General features: G+C 39.6%; 18 protein-coding genes. 2 read left to right on the forward strand and 16 right to left on the reverse strand.

The window, feature by feature from the left end:
• Positions 1–5: 5 nt before the first annotated feature.
• A complete protein-coding gene (locus FKN05_RS11185) occupies positions 6–980 on the reverse strand; it encodes an ABC transporter permease (protein WP_099611275.1) in 975 nt (324 codons plus the stop codon).
• A 53-nt stretch (positions 981–1,033) separates the two neighbouring features.
• The gene (locus tag FKN05_RS11190) at positions 1,034–2,668 is read right to left on the reverse strand and encodes an ABC transporter substrate-binding protein (protein WP_099611276.1); all 1,635 of its coding nucleotides are present in this window, start codon (positions 2,666–2,668) and stop codon (positions 1,034–1,036) included.
• A gap of 349 nt (positions 2,669–3,017) precedes the next feature.
• On the opposite strand from FKN05_RS11190, the gene FKN05_RS11195 reads away from it, so the two are divergent.
• Complete coding sequence (locus FKN05_RS11195; protein WP_157928690.1) at positions 3,018–3,800, forward strand: transporter substrate-binding domain-containing protein; 783 nt, start codon at positions 3,018–3,020, stop codon at positions 3,798–3,800.
• 125 nt (positions 3,801–3,925) lie between these two features.
• Here the strand turns inward: FKN05_RS11195 and FKN05_RS11200 are convergent, their stop codons facing one another.
• From FKN05_RS11200 to FKN05_RS11235, 8 genes are all read right to left on the reverse strand, one after another.
• Complete coding sequence (locus tag FKN05_RS11200; protein WP_099611278.1) at positions 3,926–4,672, reverse strand: phosphatase; 747 nt, start codon at positions 4,670–4,672, stop codon at positions 3,926–3,928.
• A gap of 28 nt (positions 4,673–4,700) precedes the next feature.
• Positions 4,701–5,435, reverse strand: a complete 735-nt coding sequence (locus FKN05_RS11205) for a nucleoside/nucleotide kinase family protein (RefSeq protein WP_099611279.1) — start codon at positions 5,433–5,435, stop codon at positions 4,701–4,703.
• 9 nt (positions 5,436–5,444) lie between these two features.
• Positions 5,445–5,963, reverse strand: coding sequence for an MltR family transcriptional regulator (locus FKN05_RS11210; protein ID WP_099611280.1), 519 nt, complete (start codon positions 5,961–5,963; stop codon positions 5,445–5,447).
• Between the two features lie 59 nt (positions 5,964–6,022).
• The gene (locus tag FKN05_RS11215; protein WP_170887508.1) at positions 6,023–7,294 is read right to left on the reverse strand and encodes a zinc-binding dehydrogenase; all 1,272 of its coding nucleotides are present in this window, start codon (positions 7,292–7,294) and stop codon (positions 6,023–6,025) included.
• Between the two features lie 46 nt (positions 7,295–7,340).
• On the reverse strand, positions 7,341–8,744 hold the full coding sequence (locus FKN05_RS11220; RefSeq protein ID WP_099611281.1) for a PTS mannitol transporter subunit IICBA: 1,404 nt from the start codon (positions 8,742–8,744) through the stop codon (positions 7,341–7,343).
• 23 nt (positions 8,745–8,767) lie between these two features.
• Positions 8,768–9,211 carry a PTS sugar transporter subunit IIA gene (locus tag FKN05_RS11225; protein ID WP_099611282.1) on the reverse strand — a complete coding sequence of 148 codons (444 nt, stop codon included), beginning with the start codon at positions 9,209–9,211 and terminating at the stop codon, positions 8,768–8,770.
• 499 nt (positions 9,212–9,710) lie between these two features.
• A complete protein-coding gene (locus FKN05_RS11230) occupies positions 9,711–11,273 on the reverse strand; it encodes an alpha-glucoside-specific PTS transporter subunit IIBC (protein WP_161433675.1) in 1,563 nt (520 codons plus the stop codon).
• 59 nt (positions 11,274–11,332) lie between these two features.
• Positions 11,333–12,658 (reverse strand): 6-phospho-alpha-glucosidase, encoded by a 1,326-nt coding sequence (locus FKN05_RS11235; protein ID WP_170887509.1) that lies wholly within the window; start codon positions 12,656–12,658, stop codon positions 11,333–11,335.
• A gap of 185 nt (positions 12,659–12,843) precedes the next feature.
• On the opposite strand from FKN05_RS11235, the gene FKN05_RS11240 reads away from it, so the two are divergent.
• On the forward strand, positions 12,844–13,560 hold the full coding sequence (locus FKN05_RS11240; RefSeq protein WP_346656355.1) for a GntR family transcriptional regulator: 717 nt from the start codon (positions 12,844–12,846) through the stop codon (positions 13,558–13,560).
• 111 nt (positions 13,561–13,671) lie between these two features.
• On the opposite strand, the gene citG is transcribed toward FKN05_RS11240, so the two are convergent.
• The 6 genes from citG to citC are packed head-to-tail and all read right to left on the reverse strand — an operon-like array spanning position 13,672 to position 18,931.
• Entirely contained in the window at positions 13,672–14,625 is a 954-nt protein-coding gene (citG, locus tag FKN05_RS11245) for a triphosphoribosyl-dephospho-CoA synthase CitG (RefSeq protein ID WP_099611285.1), read from the reverse strand.
• Positions 14,606–15,142 (reverse strand): citrate lyase holo-[acyl-carrier protein] synthase, encoded by a 537-nt coding sequence (gene citX / locus FKN05_RS11250; protein ID WP_099611286.1) that lies wholly within the window; start codon positions 15,140–15,142, stop codon positions 14,606–14,608. The genes citG and citX overlap by 20 nt, the downstream gene beginning before the upstream one ends.
• Positions 15,139–16,611 (reverse strand): citrate lyase subunit alpha, encoded by a 1,473-nt coding sequence (gene citF / locus FKN05_RS11255; RefSeq protein ID WP_161428399.1) that lies wholly within the window; start codon positions 16,609–16,611, stop codon positions 15,139–15,141. Before citF ends, citX begins: the two co-directional genes overlap by 4 nt.
• A gap of 54 nt (positions 16,612–16,665) precedes the next feature.
• Positions 16,666–17,541, reverse strand: a complete 876-nt coding sequence (citE, locus tag FKN05_RS11260) for a citrate (pro-3S)-lyase subunit beta (protein WP_170887511.1) — start codon at positions 17,539–17,541, stop codon at positions 16,666–16,668.
• The gene (citD, locus tag FKN05_RS11265; RefSeq protein ID WP_099611289.1) at positions 17,538–17,834 is read right to left on the reverse strand and encodes a citrate lyase acyl carrier protein; all 297 of its coding nucleotides are present in this window, start codon (positions 17,832–17,834) and stop codon (positions 17,538–17,540) included. Before citD ends, citE begins: the two co-directional genes overlap by 4 nt.
• A 44-nt stretch (positions 17,835–17,878) precedes the next feature.
• The gene (gene citC / locus FKN05_RS11270; RefSeq protein WP_099611290.1) at positions 17,879–18,931 is read right to left on the reverse strand and encodes a [citrate (pro-3S)-lyase] ligase; all 1,053 of its coding nucleotides are present in this window, start codon (positions 18,929–18,931) and stop codon (positions 17,879–17,881) included.
• Between the last annotated feature and the right edge of the window lie 95 nt (positions 18,932–19,026).

Genomic DNA, 19,026 nt, shown 5'->3' on the forward strand with positions numbered 1-19,026 from the left:
ACCCTTTAATTAGAAATACGAGGGTCAAGCCAAACGTATAATAAATCAGCGATGAAATTGGCTGTAAGCACAGCAGTAACTAAAATAAGTAATATGGCTTGAATTAGCGGATAGTCACGAGCAACAATACCTTTTAACAATATATTCCCTAAGCCTTGATAGTTGAAAACAACTTCTGTCATTATTGAACCAGCAAATGAAAAACCAATCGCCATTGCAATCGCAGTTGCAACTGGCAATATTGCATTTCGCCCAGCATAACGTGACATTACCCTATAACTACTTAATCCTTTCGCTTCTGCCATTGTGACGTAATCTTCACCTAATACATTAATCATTGCATTGCGCATATTAAATACCCATGTTGCAATACCCACAATAACCATGGAACCAACCGGTAAAACGGCATGTTTTACAACGCTTAATATAAATTCAAATGTCCAAGCAGGTTGCAATGATGAATCATAAGTATAAGCAAGGGGAAACCATTCTAATTTTAAGGCAAAAAAGTAGAATAATAACAATGCGGTTACTACATATGGGAAATTACTAATAAATGCTAAAATGGGTGGCACAATTTGACCAAATACCCCTTCTCTCCGATAAGAGGCGTAAGTACCAATACTCACACCAATAATCAAAGCAACAATTAATGATCCCAAAGCTAGAAACATAGTCCAAGGCAATGCCATTGTAATAACCTCTGAAACACTAACGGGAAACATGAGAACAGAAGGGCCAAGATCCAGAGTAAAAACACTTTTCATATAAGCGATATACTGCTCAAAAATATTACCATCTACGAAGCCATACATTTCTCTAACCGCATCCATCTGTGCTGGATCCATTCGGCCTTGAGCTGCAGCGAATAAAGCATCAACCGGATCACCAGGCATCAATCTTGGCAACATAAAATTGAATGAGATTGCAATTAAAAAGGCAGTAAAGTAAAAACTAAACCTGCGTAGTAGAAACGACATAGTACACCTTTAAAAATTTGGGGCTATAAATATTTAGCCCCATAAATATAGAACTATTTTAAATGTAAATTATTTAAAATAATCACCCGTTTACCACCGTCATACCATACTGGTTGAACATAAGGATTTTTCTCATTTGGCCATCCAACGAATTTCTTAGTACTATATTGAAACCAAGTAGGATTCGAAAAAAGTGGGATAAAAGGTAAATTTTCAGCAGTATATGTTTGTAACTCTGATAAAATATTTTCTTGTTTATTTAAATCAGCTGTTTTACCAAAACTATCAATGAGATTATCAATTTTAGACGAATGAACACCATGCCCTGCATGCCAGGTTTTACCGATACGAGAAGTATGGAAGTACTCTTGATAAGCTAAAATAGGATTGGTCGCAACCATGGACCAGTTAATAGACATGGTATAGTTGCCTTCTTTTAAATTAGCATCATATACAGCCCAATCAACCGTTTTAACTTTAGCTTTTACTCCAACTTCAGCAAAATACTCACTAACCATTTGAACAACTTGAATCCAATCTGTCCAACCATTAACAACTTCAATGTCAAATTCAACGGTTGAACCATCTTTATTATTTCTAAAGCCATCACCATTACTATCAATAATGCCCGCTTCATCAAGCAATTTATTAGCTTGCTTCATGTTATATTCTGTAATATACCCATAATTTTGTGCGATCTTAGGATCAATATGTGTTTGGTATAACTCCGCAATACCTCCTACATTATAGTTAGGTGTCGGATAACCATAAGCAGCAATATCAACAATGGCTTGTCGGTCTAAAGACATCGACAATGCCTGCCTTACTCGTAAATCATCAAATGGTGGTTTTTTCGTATTAATATATAAATGAATCGCATCGTTCGCAGGATACCAAAAATGATTATTTTCTTTATCTTGTTCAACAAACGTGGACTCAACATCTGCAATAAAATTCGATCCCCAATCGATCTCTCCACGGATTAATGCTGGTTGAATCTGAGAGTTATCATTGTATGAACGGAAATTGATACAGTCTAAATATGGACGTCCTTCCAAATAATAATTAGGATTACGACATAGCTCCATCTGCTGAGGCCGCACATACTTCACCGTTGTCATGGGACCACTACCAACAGGATTTGGGTTGGTAAAGGTTGTTATATCAGAAACTTTCGACCAAATATGTTTAGGGACGATATGATAACGTTCAAGGTTCCATACAAAAGTAGAGTCAGCAGAGCTTAGTTGAAAAACGACAGTGATATCATCAACGGCTGAGATAGATTGTAAATTTCCTCCTGACCAAATCCCTTTTTGGTCAAATGCTGGCGCTTCTTTTGTCACCATAAAGCTATATACAACATCATCAGCCGTAATTGCTGTACCATCTGACCACTTAAGATCTTTCTTTAATGTCAAAGTGAGTGTCGTTAGATCTTCTGAGTAGTGATATGTTTCTGCTAAACGAAAATCCGTTTTCCCTGTCATATTGTTAAATACAAGTAGTGGTTCAAACATAACACCATGAAGTAAGTCTTTGGTGGTATAAGGATTAAAATTGTCCACAAAGCCGGTATTGATAATCGGCACGGTTAATGTGCCTCCTTTCTGAACGGCTTCAGCAGCATAAGCGTTCATTCCTATCATGCTTGCTAGCATGGAAATGAGTAAGGTTTTCTTTTGCATCACGTTGTCCTTTTTAATTTGCCATAAAGAAAGCGCTTTCTTTTTATGATTCTGAAGAATTTGTGGCGAATGTTCAACTCCATGAGTCGAAAAACTAATCCTTGATCACATAATAGTGAATAATCTTTATTACCAATATGACCAAAACAAAAAATAACCATATTTTTCAATAAGTTAAAATTATACTTTAGTTTATTATTTTCATATCCATGATTTAATTATAAAAAACAAGGTGAGAATTTTGTCTCGGACAATCTAATTTATTGCCACAATTAAGAAAGCGCTTTCTTAAAGAGGAGTAATAAATTAAACTACCAATAGTAATCGAAAGATGGAGGCTGATAAGTGTATGATTAAATTTTGGAATGGCAATAAAACCACCGTACGCCAGCATTATGAACTGGCTCTCATGCATCAATTGTTTTCACCAAAAATGATCATAAATGATACTCGTGATTATCCAAACCCTGATGATGAAGCCAATATTTTTAACAATGGTACTCATATGATAGTCACGGTAGCTGGTAATCAAAAGTTTATAAACCACTCTTTTTTATCGATTGATCCCCCGATTTGTAAAGGAACGCTGGGCTGCCGTGTTTTAATCGTAAGAAAAGATGATATTCCTTCATTTCATCCAGTGAATAGAAAGATGTTGGAAAAAAAAACGGCTGGTTTTCCTGCTACATGGGCTGATGCAGAGATATTCCGGCGTAATCATTTACCAGTATTAGAATATGGTGATCTCAGAACAATATTAAATTTATTGTTAGATCATCAGTGTGATTATATCTCTTTAGGCATTACAGAAGCCCAATCTGTCATTGATCAATATCCAGAAATAAAACCGAAACTAATAATTTTAAAAGATGTACTCCTTTACTATCCATTACCTCTAATTTTTTATCTATCACCGAGTATGGATAAAGATATGAAAAATATAAATAATCGCTGGAATTCGCTAAGAAAAAGTGAAAAATTTGATCAAATATTTAATCAACACTATTCGACGACTATGCAACAACTACAAACAAACATATGGAAAGTCATTTACTTAAATAATCCATTTATTCCCAGTCAATATGCCGATTTTCGTTGTGATTTTTTAGCAGAGTATACGCCACATTCATAAACAATGTTAATAGCTAATTCTATACTCAAACGATTTGGATCAACAGATAGGCAGCAACCCAATGAGCATATAATTGGGGAATTGACTGGCTGCCGCTGTCGATAATAATTCGCTTAGGTAAACCTTCAATATAAATGTTCAAACTCGTTAATTTTTGGTTTTCCACGCAACAGTAAAAAGTTTAGAAACCGAGCTGTTGAAGTGGTAATAACTTGCTCTTCGTTAACATGGTATTTATCAAGTAGTGGTTTGACTAAATCTAAACGGGCAATCTCTTCACAAAAATGAGCATCCGATCCTGTACTAAAAAATACGCCGATAGCCTGACCGAGCTTAACAATCTGGTCACATCGTTGATCGCTACCTTTTCGGCTTTTCCCTGTCAACGAGGTATTATTGACTTCAATAGCCACATGGTAATTTTTAGCACAGTGCAGTACACGTTCCATATCGAATGGATAGTTAGGATTACCTAAATGTCCCAGAACATCGACTCGTCCACTCTTAATGATATTGATTAAAGCCTCTGTATGCAGCGCTTCATTTGCGGGTTCAAAGACCGGCTCATGGAAACTAGCAATGACCCAATCGAGATGTTGGTCTGATGAAAAAGGTAAATCAATCTCACCGGCAACATTTAAAATATTGGCCTCGACACCTCGTAAAATACCCACATCGTAAAGAAAGCGGGGCAAAATTCTTTGATTATTAAAATGCCAGTAGTGGGGGGCTCCCGGCATTTTAGGAGCATGATCCGTGGTACAAAGAAGTTTTAGCCCCTTATTCTTAGCAGTTAACGCATTTTCTAAAATGGTGCTGTAAGCATGCCCACTCGCAATCGTATGGGTGTGGCTATCAATAACGATATTCATATTTTATCCCCTAAAGTCATAAGGCTATTTAGTCGATTTCGAATGAACCCTTTTTATTTAAAAATAAAGTCAAATCAGCAGCAATCGAATGATTAAGTACTTTATCAATATTGATTGCATCTGAATGACGATAAAACGTTATTGCCTCTTCGAGAGATAAACCTCCGCGAACTTTTCGATTAACCAATCGCTCTTGAAGATATTCTGCTTTTGTATCAATAAAGACGGTGAAATCGGCCAAACGGTAGAGTTCATTCCAAACAGGTTCATTTAATAATAGCCAGTTACCTTCTACCACCACTACATTACGATTCACGGTAATAGCGTCATCAACTGGATCATGCAGATTTCGATCGTAATAAGGCCACTTAGGATCTTTAATTTTTAACTGTTTCAGCTTGCTGATCAGCTCGGTTAAATTAAATGTTTCGTAAGAACCTTTAATTGTCCGTAATAATATTTTTTCGCCATTGCGTTCAATCATATTATTATCCAGAATATCATTCGGATAGTGAAAACCATCTAGTGGCAGTACTTGCAGCGGTTCGACATATTCATTGCTCTGTGAAAGGTGTTCCCAAAATGCCGCTAAGGTAGATTTACCGCTACCAGGAGGAGCACATAGGAAAATAACGATCCTTTCTTTTTTCTCATAATAAAGACGGGTAAATTTTTCGATCAGAGGCTGATGAACTCTCTTGACATCCACACGAGGGAAAGTCGCTTGTATTTCAAAACCACTGACATTTAAGTTTACTTTCATGTTAAGGCCTTACTGATTAATTTCCTCTTCGATTTTCTCGATCAACATTTCACACGATAATTTCAATACGGTTTTAATCAGAGATTCATATCTCATCTGTGAAAAGGACTCAAATGAAGAGAACTTTAACTGATTGATCGAGTCAAGATAGACGCTATCTTGTTGTGAAGAGAGCACTGCTTGATTCTTAATAAAGTCATAAATAATGTTATCGGAAAATTTAATCTTTTCGGGTTGAGAAAGTCCATACTCTAACATTTGTTCATACAAACCAATGTCAGCATAGGTTTGCAATGATATTTTACCCATAGCAAACATCAATTTAGAGATAACATCGGTGGTTTCCAGTGGCCCATCTTTTTTTAATAAAGGTTCCACTGCATACTCTTTCACTAAATCGTCTTGAACAAAGATATTCGGCAGTAACGTTTTTAGCTTGAGGTTGATGATTTTGTTAGAAATCTGAAGAAATGCAGTGGCACTTTCACACTCATCTAACTTCTCCAGTAATGCATCTACACGGGACAACGCTTTATCACCTCTTTATGATGTGGTAACCCAAAGGCTACCACATAAAATAATGATCATTAAATCGTTAAATTCACATCATAAAATTCTAATAACGCTTTCTCTGCTGATGCATTCCACACATAGTGGTTTGCTTTCAAAATAGCATCTAACTCAATAAAGAATGGATCTTGATCCGCGAGTGATAAAAAATCATCAATAGCGGTCAAGGGGAGATCAATGTGTGGATAAATTAGCTTTTTCCCTCCGGGAATATCCAATTGATGTAAAATAGTATGTGGTGCTGCTTGTAGCCCACCGATATGGGTAATCATAAAGGATGGGTTAATTTTTCCTTGTGCAGACAATTCAAGAGATTCCAACATATCTCCGGTAGAGCCGCCAGATGTGCCAACAATATGTGTTGATTCGTAATGCACATTATAAAAATTAAACGGGACTTTAAATTTTTTATCCGTAGGCCCTGCAAAAAAGTTTAAGCAACCATCATTACCCAATAATTCGTCTGCTTGTTCTAATACTTGTGCAACTGCCGCATAAACCATCACATCATCATATCCGTTACCTTGGTTAAGAGCTTTAAGATGAGAGACAGGATCATCACATTTCGCCGTATTCACATAATGTAATTCAATGCCTTGCGCTCTTGCTTGTGAAATGGGAATTAAGGTTTCAGCACGCTCTAAACGTGCAGCATCAATATCAGTAACCACCACTAACTTAGGTTTCACTGGCCCATTAATTGCGTAATCAATAGCACCAATCCCCATCGGGCCGGCGCAAGCAAGTAAAGCCAGTGCCCCTCCCGTTTTGATCCCCATTTGATGTTCATAAATATACGGTGTTGTATGGTAACTTGCATGATATGCGCCGATGATACAAGACATTGGCTCTGCCAGCGAAGCATCCGCAAAATAATCCCCGTGATAGGGTAAAACACAACCTAAATCGATTGCTATTTTAGGGATGATAGAATAAGTCGCGTTACCACCAAATGTTTCATAACTATAACCCGCGGAATAGCCAGAAGGTAAGCCCATCGCAGGTTGTAGAACAAAGTAGTCGCCGACGGTAAATTGATCTTTTAGGTTCTCTCCTACTTGTATGATCACACCAGCATATTCATGACCTGTCATCACCGGGACTTGATCAATATTATTAGGTACACGTTTATGTTTACTACCTAGTAATGCGGCTTTGTAAGTGGATAAGCAAATACTATTAGAAATATTTTTGACCAAAAGTTCATCCGCGGAAATGCTGGGTAAATCAAACGTTCTAAGTTGGACATCGTTTTCACCACAGATCACCGCTGCTGTTGTTTTTACCATGATTCCTCTCCTCAATGGAGCGGATAGACCGCCCCATAATAACCTATTAGCCTTGTTTCTCAATCATCACCATCAACTCATCAAGAGCGGGATCATTAAGAAAGTTTTTAATCGTGATAACGGGTAAACCTGTCGCTTTGATAGCCCTTTCTTCTAGGCTTTCATGTGTGATGACAATATCAACGTCATTAGGCACATTTTCGATAGCAAAATTCTGCACTTGAATATCTATTCCAGCTTGGGTGAGCTTACGTTTAAATATCGATGCCCCCATCGCACTTGATCCCATTCCGGCATCGCAAGCAAAGGCAATAAATGCAATTGGTTTTGCTAATGCTTGAGCCTGCCCTACTGTGTTTGATTTGACCGTTCCTTGTGCTTTCATCGCTTGCATATTTGTGACGGACTTTTCGAATTCGCTTTCTTTTTCTACAGATTTACTCATTTTTAATATTGCACTTGCAACCAAAAAAGAAACGATTGTCGCACTTGTTACACCTGAGATGGTGGCTAGAAATCCACCTTTGGGAGTCAGTGCTAAGTAAGAGAATATGGAACCCGGACTTGGCCCTGCGACTAAACCTGCACCTAACAGATTAAAAGTGATGATCCCTGTTGCTGCTCCCGCAATCATGGCGACGATCATGATTGGCTTCATCAGTACATACGGGAAGTACAACTCATGAATACCACCAAAAAAATGAATGATGATGGCACTCGGTGCTGAGCGCTTAGAAAGGCCTTGACCAAATTTAGCATAAGCCAACAACATACCTAAACCAGGGCCTGGGTTCGACGCTACCATAAAAAAGATCGACTTACCGGTTTCTGCAGCGGCTTGTAAACCCAATGGATAATAGATCCCTTGATCAATCGCATTGTTTAAAAATAAAACCTTCGCTGGTTCATTAATGATAGCCAGTAAAGGAAGAAAACCTGTCGCGACTAATGCTTCAATCCCCGACTTAACAAATAAATTTGCTGCCGTGACCGATGGGCCAACAATGTGGTAGGCAAATAAACATAGGATCATGCCGATAATACCGAGTGAGAAGTTGTTCACGACCATCTCAAACCCTGAAGGAATCCGGTGTTGGATACGCTTATCGACCTGAACCATAACCCAAGCACTCAGTGGCCCCATGATCATTGCGCCGACAAACATGGGTATGTTGGCTCCCACAATGACACCCATAGTCCCAATAGCACCCGCAACGGCTCCGCGTTTATCTCCCACTAGTTGACCACCGGTATAGCCAATCAATAGCGGCAGTAAATAAGTAATCATCGGCCCAACAAGCTCACCAAACGCTTCGTTTGGCATCCAACCTGTTGGAATAAAAAGTGCGGTAATAAAGCCCCAAGCGATAAAGGCTCCAATATTTGGCAGCACCATGGCAGTTAAATATCCACCAAAGGCTTGCACATTCGCTCGCATGTTTGCTTTCACGTTATGTTCCTTTTAGTATGCTTTTAGTATGCTTTGATTATCTCTAGCACTTGTTCTTTAGAAGAGGCTCGTGCCAATATTGCAATATTCTCTTCGTCCACAAACATCTCGCTTAGTGCTTGAATCACCTCTATGTGGGTATCAGAGTCTGTTGCAGCTAAAGTGATCAAAATATTGGCCGGACCAAGATCCGAACCAAAATCAACGGGAGTAGGAAAGATATGAATGCCTAGACCAGTTTTTAGTACGCCAGTTTCTGGGCGAGCATGAGGCATCGCCAACCCTGGACATAAAACATAATAAGGTCCATTCTCTTTGGTTGATTGGATAATAGCCTCTGCATATTGTTGCGAGACATATCCTCTATCTTCTAGATATTGAGTGGTCTTTTTTACCGCCTCTTGCCATTGATAAGGGCGATCATCAATCACATCAATAAGTTCATGATCAATAAGATCATACAGCATGATAAACCTCAATTACTGTTGTCCGTTGTGGTTAAAGGCATTATCAATGGAAAAAGAAGCCATGGGAAATAAGACCAAATCGTGATTTCTATTACAAAAAAAATTACATCAAGCCTTTTTTCATGCTTAACTTCTCATTTAAAGAATGAAAGTTTTTTACTTATTTGGTTAAAATTACAAATCAATACACAAAAAGTGCAAAAAATCACATAAACAATATTTAAAATAAAAATAAAAATTCCTATTTAAATCACATTAAATGGATTGACACATGTTTTATTGTGATGAGGCCGAACTTAAAATCATGATAACTTCGTTTTAACTGGTATTAATTTTGTGAAAAATATCACATGTGAAAGTTTTAAAAATGTTAAATGTGTTTTTATTACAAAAAATATCAACTTAACCTTGTTATTATCGGTAATAAAAAGCCCCTACCTTACAAATGATAGGGGCTGGGGGTTACCTAGCAACTATAAACACAGGAGCAAACCGGTGATTAAGCAGGTAATCGTATATGCTGGCTCATTTCTTCTCTAACTTGAGGAACGGTTAAACCAACAATAATTTGAAAACTGTCACCATTTCTCACCACATTTACTGCGCCATGGTGTTGAAAGAATTCTGTTTCAGCAACGTTTTCTGGATGATGTACCTTTACTCTTAAGCGAGTGGCACAGTTAGTCAGTAACGCAATATTTTCTTTACCTCCTAACCCCTCAATAAAGGCCAGCGCTTGGCTGTCTTCGCTAGTGCTCGCTTCCTCACCAACCGCCGCACCTTTCTTAAAGTCAGATTTAGTGTATAGCTTAGCTTGCGCATCACCACGTCCAGGGGTAGGAATATCGTATTTTAAAATTAAGGTACGAAAAACAACAAAATAGATAGCGGTAAAACTTAAGCCAATGAAAACTTGAATGACATAAGTTCCAGCATGATTGCTGCCCAGAGGTAGCCAATTTTGGAACACAAAATCAATCAAACCTGTCTGGAAGTTACCTGACACACCAAACCAATAAGCAATCGTTGCCATGGTGGCCGATAAAGCAGCGTGTAAAGCAAACAATAGCGGAGCAATAAATAAGAAAGTAAACTCAATCGGCTCAGTGATCCCGGTGAGTATGGCCGTCAAAGACGCTCCCAAAACTAAACCCAACACCATTTTTTTGTTGTTTGGCTTCGCTGTAGAATATAAAGCGAGTGCAATACCCGTACAACCAAAGACTTTACCCATCCCGGTTAGCATCAAACCCCCTTGAGGAAACTGCTCGGTCAGTGGCGCTGGGTTAGCCGCAAACTCTGGAATATGTTGAATCCAATAGGCAACCGTCCCACCATCCACAGCCACAGGGCCATAAAACACCGGACCATAAACAAAATGATGTAATCCTGTTGGGATCATAATTCGCTCAAGGAAGGTGAATGCCCACACACCAAATGAACCAGCAGAGACTAAAAAGGTTTGTAAGTTATTGATGCCATGTTGAATACTTGGCCACACTAAACAGGTAACGATCGCCAACAACACCATAATGGGGAAGCTAATGATCACGACTAATGGGGTGCCGCCAAACACCGCTGCCCAGTTTGGTAATTTTTTGTCAAAGTAGCGGTTATGAACCCATACCGAGATCCCTGCAATCACAATTGCACCAATCAAGTTAGTATCTAGGGTTAAAATTCCACCAATATCCGTTAAACCACGCTCACCCGCAGCATAATTGACCCCTAATTCTGGCCCCCAAAATTGTAGTATCCCACCCACTACATAATTAAAGGTAATGTAAGAAACTAAAGTAGCCAGTACCGCACGACCAGAGGCTGATTTTGCCAAGGCGATCGGTAATCCCACCGCAAACACCAAAGACATATTCTTAAATACCGCCAATGATGCCTGCAGTAAGATAGTGGATACTTTTACCCAAGTACTCCCTTCAACAGCCCAAGGAAATAAATCTTGATTGAGTAGCATAACTGAGAATCCAAGCAACATCCCTGCTGCCGGAAACAATAGCACTGGAACAAACATCGCAGCGCCAAAACGTTGGATCATATCTTTCATAATGACCTCATCCTTTGGTTTATCTTATAAAATAGGCCCGTATAACTGGGCCTGAAAATTTATTTAAATTGAGGTAAGTAGGAGGCATTTTCTACTAATAATTTATCCACGATGGCCTGTGCCGTCGGCACATTTACCACGGTGCGATTTAACGTTAAAGCGTTAACTAAGGTTTGACGACAACCACTAAACCAAGCATCAACCACTAATTTCTCATAACCCAATTGAGTTTCGATCATGGCTTTTTGGAAGGTTGGAATATGACCAACCGCAAAAGGTTTTGGGCCGTCATTGGTCAACGCTGCTGGTACTTCAACCATGGCATCGGACTGAATATTTGCAATTGCACCTTGGTTCGGCACAATCACAAGATAGGTTTCTCCAAGATTATAGGCTAGTGAAGCAGCCACTCTGACCATATAACGGCCGTGAATATCGGCATGTAACTGCTCATGCTGTGCTGTGCCCGCTTCAATAATGCGTCGGTTAAGCTCAAACACTCGCTTCTCTCGACCATTAATCACTTGACGGGCACGAGTGTTATTAATGTCTTCTTTAGCAACCATTTTTTCTGGATAGAGATAATACTGCAGGTAGGTATTAGGCAAAAATTGCGGATTATCACGTAACATGATCTGCATATTTTTAAATGTTGCTTGCCATGAAGGATCATCGGCAATTTCGGCATCCACTGCACTGATCCCTTGCTCAAGGATAATGTGTTTAATTTTATCGGTCAGATCTTCCCCTTGGCGATTACGAATTTTAGTAAACCATCCATAATGGTTGAGGCCAAAATACTCTGGAACCAAATCCCAAATTTCGCAATTAAGTAGCTGAGCATAGCTGACCATGATCGCCGCTGGCATATCACAGATATTAAGAATTCGTTTGTCGTCAGGAAACTCTCGATTTAAGGCTTCTGCAACAATGGCGGCCGGGTTGGTATAATTTAAAATCCATGCATCCGGAGCATAATGGCGGATCTCATTAACTAAGGTGATCATATCACCAATAGAACGCAGACCGTAAGCCATACCACCTGCCCCACAGGTTTCTTGACCGACACAACCGAATGAAAGCGGAATTTGCTCATCACGTTCCCGCATCGCTAGGCCACCGGTGCGGATCTGAATAAAAAAGAAATCACTATCGCTAAACGCTTCTGCTTTGTCCGTGGTATAGACAAATTCTTCAACTTCTGGATAGGCTTCACGCAGAACAATTTTGGTCGCTAAAGCATTCGAAGCCTGGCGCTGTTCATCAATATCATAGAAAGTAATTTTACTGAGTGGAAAGTTCTCTTTCTCTGCAATCAAGCTATTGATCATACCTAATGTATAGGTACTACCCGCTCCAACGATGGTGAGTTTTTGTTTTTTCATGCTGTTATCCTCATTCTGTAACCAGCCACTTTGTATTATTAAAGTATCAAACATACAATACAAAAGTAATACATATAAGATTGTTTTTTGATCTAATCAACACTAAACTGTCGAAAATGTATTTTAAATGTATTAACGATCACAGTTTTGCTATCATGGCTAGCATTAATGGAAGGAGGACTTGCGTGGACAAACCAAGATATTTACAGATTGCCGATCAATTGATCGCAGGTATCAAAAGTGGTGAATATAAACCGGGAACACTGCTCCCCACAGAAGCAATACTACAAAATATATTTTCGGTGAGCCGGGTGACGATTCGTAAAGCCATGGAGATCTTGGTTGAACAAGATTTACTTGTTCGTGTCAGAGGGAGTGGTACTTACGTCAAAGCAGCAAAAACTCAACATAATGCCTTTGAGTTAAGCGGATTTATTGAAGAAGTGTCAGCACAAGGCAGAGAACCGTCTTCGCAAGTGATCACATTTGAAATTCAACCCTGCAATGCTTCAATTGCCCAAAAATTACAACTAGAAGAAGGGCAACTTATCTATGCCGTACAACGCTTACGTTTGATAGATAAGGAACCGGAAATTTTAGAGTGCACTTATTTACCGGTCGAGATGTTTACCGACTTAAGTTTAGAAGTGATGCAAACCTCAAAATACGATTATATTGAGAATCAAAAAGGACTGACGATAGCCTTAAGCCGACAAGTGGTTTGGCCAGATACACTGACCGAAAATTTGGCTTGTTTACTTAATAGCGAGGTGGGAGCTCCTATCCTTCGCGTCGAATCGGTAAGTGAATTAGTCGATGGTCGACCATTTGAATTTACCATCAACTATTTTAGACTCCATCAACACAGCTTTGAGTTTGTTGCACATCGTCATCAGCACTAACGATGTGGAATATATTGGGTGTACTAGCACACGGTAAGTTTTATGCTACGGTAAGTTTTATGCGAGTAGGAAAACCCTACTACTATTAATATTCATAATAGCAGTAGGACATTAGTCAATATCTATCGCCGAGTATTGACTCAATGGCTCTATTTCTGCCAATAACCATGTTATGGCTAATAGATCTGCACTCCCACCCGGACTTAAGTTTCTCTTGATTAACTCTCTGTCAAAGTCAATTAATTTTCCTTCAAACTGAGGGTCAAGCCAACCGCCATGCATTAATAGTTTTTTTGACATATTCTGAACATAACGTAAACCATGCATACCGCCACGAGATACCACATTAGTGTCTTGATTATAGGCCATAAGAGTAACAAGGCTCTGCCAGAGAGCTTCTTCGGCTGAAGCCCCCTCAGAGAGGGCGGTTTGATATGCTGGTAAACTATAAGTCAGTACCGTTTGATATCCCCGCGCCGCTTCTCCTCGGGCACCAGTTAAGCCAAATTCTCGATATAACCTTTGTCCGTGAGTATGCACCTTAGTTGAATCATCCAATTCTCGCACAATCAATAAAGAACAACTCTGTTTTATAACTTGACTAATATAATTCGCATCAATTGTGATACCTTTACCAACCAACCATCCCACTGCGCCACATACCAGCCCAAGAGAAAATATCATCCCTTTATGAGTATTAACTCCACTCGTGGCGTTAAACATTGCATTTTCAGCTTTCAAGCCAATGGGACGCAACACATCGATCAGACTCTCAACTGAACATTGAGAATGCTCAAAACCTGCATAAAGAAAATCATTTAAAAAAGGTCGTATTGCATCCGCGCTGGCTTCAAACAAAGCGACATCCATGTCTGAGTGTGAACCATTATTTATCAAATCCACTAATCCAGGTTTAGGTGAAAGGTGAACTTCGACCAGCATAGAATGATAAGCAAGCTCTGCAATTAATGAAAATAGATGAGCTTTTCCTCTCACTCGCGGATTAACCTGTGTTAAATTGCCGACATCCTGATCGAGCAATAATTTAAGAGCAACATTGGTCATGGCACACCATCGCCTCGATATAAGATACTAAGGTTTGTACATCATGACGACGAGAGCGGGCACAAACTACCGCATCGTTATCACAGATATAGCATGTACGCCTTGCCATGCCCTGTCCTTTTCTTGAGATAACTTTTCCATTTACATCAATGATATCTATATCCATAACTCGTCCTAAGCGGTGCTGGTTTTCTATCGCTATCATGACACGCTTTAGGGCGATGGCTTCTGATACTCTCACCGAAAAAATGGCTTCAGGGCCCGTCAATTGGAATAACAACTGACGCCCTTCAATCCGCCACCCTTTTTTAATACAAGCTTCCTGAATGGCTTGTACTCCTTGATCAAATATCAACTTCGTACAATCCGTCATTTTTAGTGGACCCGGCATATTGACGGAAAACGAGACTAAAGGAAGAGAGTAGCGTTTCAGCCACTCTGCTTGTCGTTGCACCCGAGCTTCTTTGTTCGCCAACACTTGGTCGAGGCTCACAGTTTGCCCATAATCAAGACTCATACCATTTTTACCTTTTTGATCACATCAATGACTGAGCCATCTCGATAGCGTATATAACCAACGACTTGTTCTTCATATTCAATCGGCTCAGCTGTGCCGGTTAGCAATTGAGCTCTAACCATTAACGCTTCGATATCGAAAACAGGAAGACCTGACTTTAATAACCTCGCTTTAATTTCAGGCCGCAGTGGGTTAACTGCAATACCGTGATCTGTTACTAATACATCAATTGACTGCCCGGGCGTAACGACATTTAGGACTTGCTCAACGACTGTTGGAATCCGCCCTCGTACCAATGGGGCAACGACCACCGCTAGATTAGCACCAGCGGCTGCATCGCAATGACCACCAGATGCGCCTCGTATGACACCATCAGAACCAGTAATCACATTTACATTGAAGTTAACATCAATCTCAAGTGCACTAAGAACGACAAGATCGAGTCGATCCACAACAGCTCCTTTCGAAGAAGGATTAGCATATTCATTGGCTGAGATTTCTACGTGATTTACGTTACGAGCAAGTGAATCGACGGCTCCTGAATCAAAACATTGAACATCGAGCAGATTACGAATTAAGCCTTTTTCGTACATTGATACCATAGTCGAGGTGATGCCACCTAACCCAAACTCCGCGGTAATCCCCGTCTTTTCCATACTCTTTTCTAAAAAACGGGTTACCGCTAAAGAAGCGCCACCAGACCCCGTCTGTACCGTAAAATCTTGTTTAAAATAACCGGAGTGAATGATCACATCTGCAGCTCGTTTCGCAATTAACAACTCACGAGGATTAGTGGTTAAACGAGTTTCTCCGCCACCAATCTTACTGGCATCACCCACTTCCTCAACTTGAACGATCAGATCCACTGTGTCTTGACTAATTGAAGCCGGATGATTGGGATAATCAACTAGAGATTCGGTCAATACCACAACTTGATTCGCATGTTGCGCATCAATTTTTGCGTATCCAAGTGAACCACAACGTGATTGGCCATGCATCCCATTTGCATTACCAAATTCATCGCAGCATGGAACCCCGATAAATGCGATATCGATCTTCAATTCACCCGTTTTGATAAGATGAACACGTCCACCATGAGAATGGATATGCACCGGTTGTTTAAGAATCCCTTGTGAAATGGCTTCTCCAAGTTCTCCCCGTATACCCGATGTATAGATCCGACTAATCACCCCATTTTTAATGTGATTAACCAATGGTGAATGAACACTGGTTAAGGAACTAGAAGCTAACGTTAAATTTTTAAACCCCATATTCGCAATGGTTTCTAAGACTAAATTAACGACTTTATCCCCGCCACGAAAGGCATGATGGAAAGAAATTGTCATACCATCTTTAAGTCCAGCTTTGATAATAGCTTGAGATAAATCAGGTTGTAATTTTCTAGATAGGTTTATGTTTGCTTCATTAAGGTGTGGTGTTAAGGTATTTGCTCCTGAAAACAACGTCATTGTTTCAGGCAATGATAATGAGGTGTATGGTTCCATTTTTTTCATGATCTAGCCCTACTCTTTAATCCCAGATTGTGCTTTTTGTAATGTCCAACGAGCTCGTTCAATGATTGGCCCATCGACCATTTTTCCATTGAGAGAAACAACACCAAGCCCTTGGGCTTGCGCTTCTTCTGCAGCTTCTATCACTTGAGTTGCATAATTAACTTCTTTTTGGGTTGGAGCAAAAACATTATGGAGTAACTCGATTTGTCTTGGATTAATGAGCGACTTACCATCAAAGCCTAGTGTTTTAATATGTTCAGCTTCATTGATAAATCCTAATTCATTATTGGCATCAGAATAAACCGTGTCAAAAGCCATGATCCCAGCAGCACGAGCCGCTTGTAATATTGAGCAACGAGCAAATAATAATTCAACACCTTCGGGCGTTCGCTGTGTTTTTAGATCTCGTACATAATCTTCAGCACCCAGCGCAATACCAATTAAACGAGGCGAGGCTTGTGCGATACCAATGGCATTATTGACGCCTTTTGCACTCTCTATTGCAGCCATCATTCTGGTACTCCCTACTGCTCGTCCGCAGACACGTTCGATATCTTCTATACAGCGTTCCATTTCCAAAACATCCTCTGCGTTGTCTGTTTTGGGTAAGCGGACAACATCAACACCCGCACGAACAACAGCATGAAGATCTTTTAAACCAAACTCAGATTCAAGGGGATTTACGCGAACAACCGTCTCTATGTCTTGATAAAGTGGATGCTGTAAGGCATGAAAAACCAGCATACGAGCGGTATCTTTCTCCCGTAATGCCACCGAGTCCTCTAAATCAAACATAATGGTATCGGGCTGATAAATAAAACTATTACTCAACATGGCTGCATTTGCCCCAGGTACAAATAACATGCTACGACGCAATTTACTCATGATAATTTGCTCCATTGAATTTGGTTGTTCTCTGCTGCACGCATCACCGCGGCTTGTACACGAGCTTTAATAACACAATCTAGCGCGCCTTTATCTTCGACTTCTACAATTGCTGACGACACACCCATTGAACGAAGAACTTCTTGGATCAACTTTTCTATCGCTCTGCCAAACTGTTTTTGTACAGTACTATCAAGATAAATATGGATATCACCATCAGGGTTAGGTGATATACGAACTTGCAGATCACTTGACTCAAGTGTCCCTGCAAAAGCGGGTTTTATGATTTTCATTAAAATGACCTTTAACACATTGGTTAAAATAAAAGCTGGCTAATTTAAGCCGCTGCAATTTCTTCATTACGCCAAGCAAACCAAGTTGGATGCTGATGTAGATAATCTATGGAAGTAATAGGTAAAAAATAACTCAACAATTCCCACTCCCCTTTTTTTAATAGTCCTCGAACCGTAGAAGCCGAAATGGGCTGGCCAGAGGTACACTTACGCGCGACCTCTACCACATTGACCACAGGGCTAGTTAGTTCTTCTACTGTCAATCGATATTTCATTTGCTGATTATAATAATTAGTAACCATACACTCTGGTTCACTACCTACAAATCGATGAGTAATTCCTAGTGCTGGTGCAATATGATGACGAAATAAATTGAGGTCAATTGCCGTATGGCAATAATCAATTAAGCACTTATCTTTAATAAAATAGGTGGGGAATGTTGCTTTTGAAATGATATAGTTAGAACTTTTATGTAAAGTAATATTGGTAATATTTTCCGTTCCCATCACTATCATATTAAAACGATCAGTATAAGAAAAACCGCAGCCTTCTTCACTCACGATAAAAACATGCAACCAATCACATTGAGCTGCGGCCACCTCAACCAAATATTGATGTCCTAAGGTAAAAGGGTTAGCATTCATCACAATGCTTCCTATTTTCTTTCCTGTTTTTTTATCTTTTTTTAATTCATTAATAAAATTACTTAAATTGGTTTGACTATTTTCCATCAAAACTAATTTATCATCAGCATACGCAATAGGGTAAAAACCAGAGTTTCGAAATAATTTTATATTTTCTGGTTTAGTAAATAGAAAAAGTTCAAAGCGATCCATTTCATAAGCCATTGCCGTAAGCTCTGTCATTAATCGAAGAGAAAATCCGGAACCATGCAACACAGGGTCGATTGCTATTGACTTCAGTATGTTACCGGCCAGCCCTCCACAAGCAATAATTTGATCTTGAGATTTCGCGACCACAAATCGTTCAACATCAGCGTCAACACCTAAACCGTAACCAGCAAGAAATTCGGTAATAGCACCAAACTTGTCATATTGATTTCGGCTAACTCGACTAAATGAATACGTATCAATCATTGCTCTACCCTCTTTTGCTACCCCCTCATCATGCGTGACTTAAACGTGAAAAATAATGATCAATATCGATTATTTTCTTCGACTAAAAGTCATTT

Origin of the sequence: Vibrio sp. 1-1(7), assembly GCF_013048485.1 — a bacterium.
GTDB classification, from domain to species: domain Bacteria; phylum Pseudomonadota; class Gammaproteobacteria; order Enterobacterales; family Vibrionaceae; genus Vibrio; species Vibrio fujianensis.

What these genes read in the sequence shown, in the direction of transcription:
- FKN05_RS11185 (WP_099611275.1), bottom strand. Translation starts at nt 980, where the DNA reads ATGTCGTTTCTACTACGCAGGTTTAGTTTTTACTTTACTGCCTTTTTA.
- FKN05_RS11190 (WP_099611276.1), bottom strand. Translation starts at nt 2,668, where the DNA reads ATGCAAAAGAAAACCTTACTCATTTCCATGCTAGCAAGCATGATAGGA.
- FKN05_RS11195 (WP_157928690.1), top strand. Translation starts at nt 3,018, where the DNA reads ATGATTAAATTTTGGAATGGCAATAAAACCACCGTACGCCAGCATTAT.
- FKN05_RS11200 (WP_099611278.1), bottom strand. Translation starts at nt 4,672, where the DNA reads ATGAATATCGTTATTGATAGCCACACCCATACGATTGCGAGTGGGCAT.
- FKN05_RS11205 (WP_099611279.1), bottom strand. Translation starts at nt 5,435, where the DNA reads ATGAAAGTAAACTTAAATGTCAGTGGTTTTGAAATACAAGCGACTTTC.
- FKN05_RS11215 (WP_170887508.1), bottom strand. Translation starts at nt 7,294, where the DNA reads ATGGTAAAAACAACAGCAGCGGTGATCTGTGGTGAAAACGATGTCCAA.
- FKN05_RS11225 (WP_099611282.1), bottom strand. Translation starts at nt 9,211, where the DNA reads ATGCTGTATGATCTTATTGATCATGAACTTATTGATGTGATTGATGAT.
- FKN05_RS11230 (WP_161433675.1), bottom strand. Translation starts at nt 11,273, where the DNA reads ATGAAAGATATGATCCAACGTTTTGGCGCTGCGATGTTTGTTCCAGTG.
- FKN05_RS11235 (WP_170887509.1), bottom strand. Translation starts at nt 12,658, where the DNA reads ATGAAAAAACAAAAACTCACCATCGTTGGAGCGGGTAGTACCTATACA.
- citG (WP_099611285.1), bottom strand. Translation starts at nt 14,625, where the DNA reads ATGACCAATGTTGCTCTTAAATTATTGCTCGATCAGGATGTCGGCAAT.
- citX (WP_099611286.1), bottom strand. Translation starts at nt 15,142, where the DNA reads ATGAGTCTTGATTATGGGCAAACTGTGAGCCTCGACCAAGTGTTGGCG.
- citF (WP_161428399.1), bottom strand. Translation starts at nt 16,611, where the DNA reads ATGACGTTGTTTTCAGGAGCAAATACCTTAACACCACACCTTAATGAA.
- citE (WP_170887511.1), bottom strand. Translation starts at nt 17,541, where the DNA reads ATGAGTAAATTGCGTCGTAGCATGTTATTTGTACCTGGGGCAAATGCA.
- citD (WP_099611289.1), bottom strand. Translation starts at nt 17,834, where the DNA reads ATGAAAATCATAAAACCCGCTTTTGCAGGGACACTTGAGTCAAGTGAT.
- citC (WP_099611290.1), bottom strand. Translation starts at nt 18,931, where the DNA reads ATGATTGATACGTATTCATTTAGTCGAGTTAGCCGAAATCAATATGAC.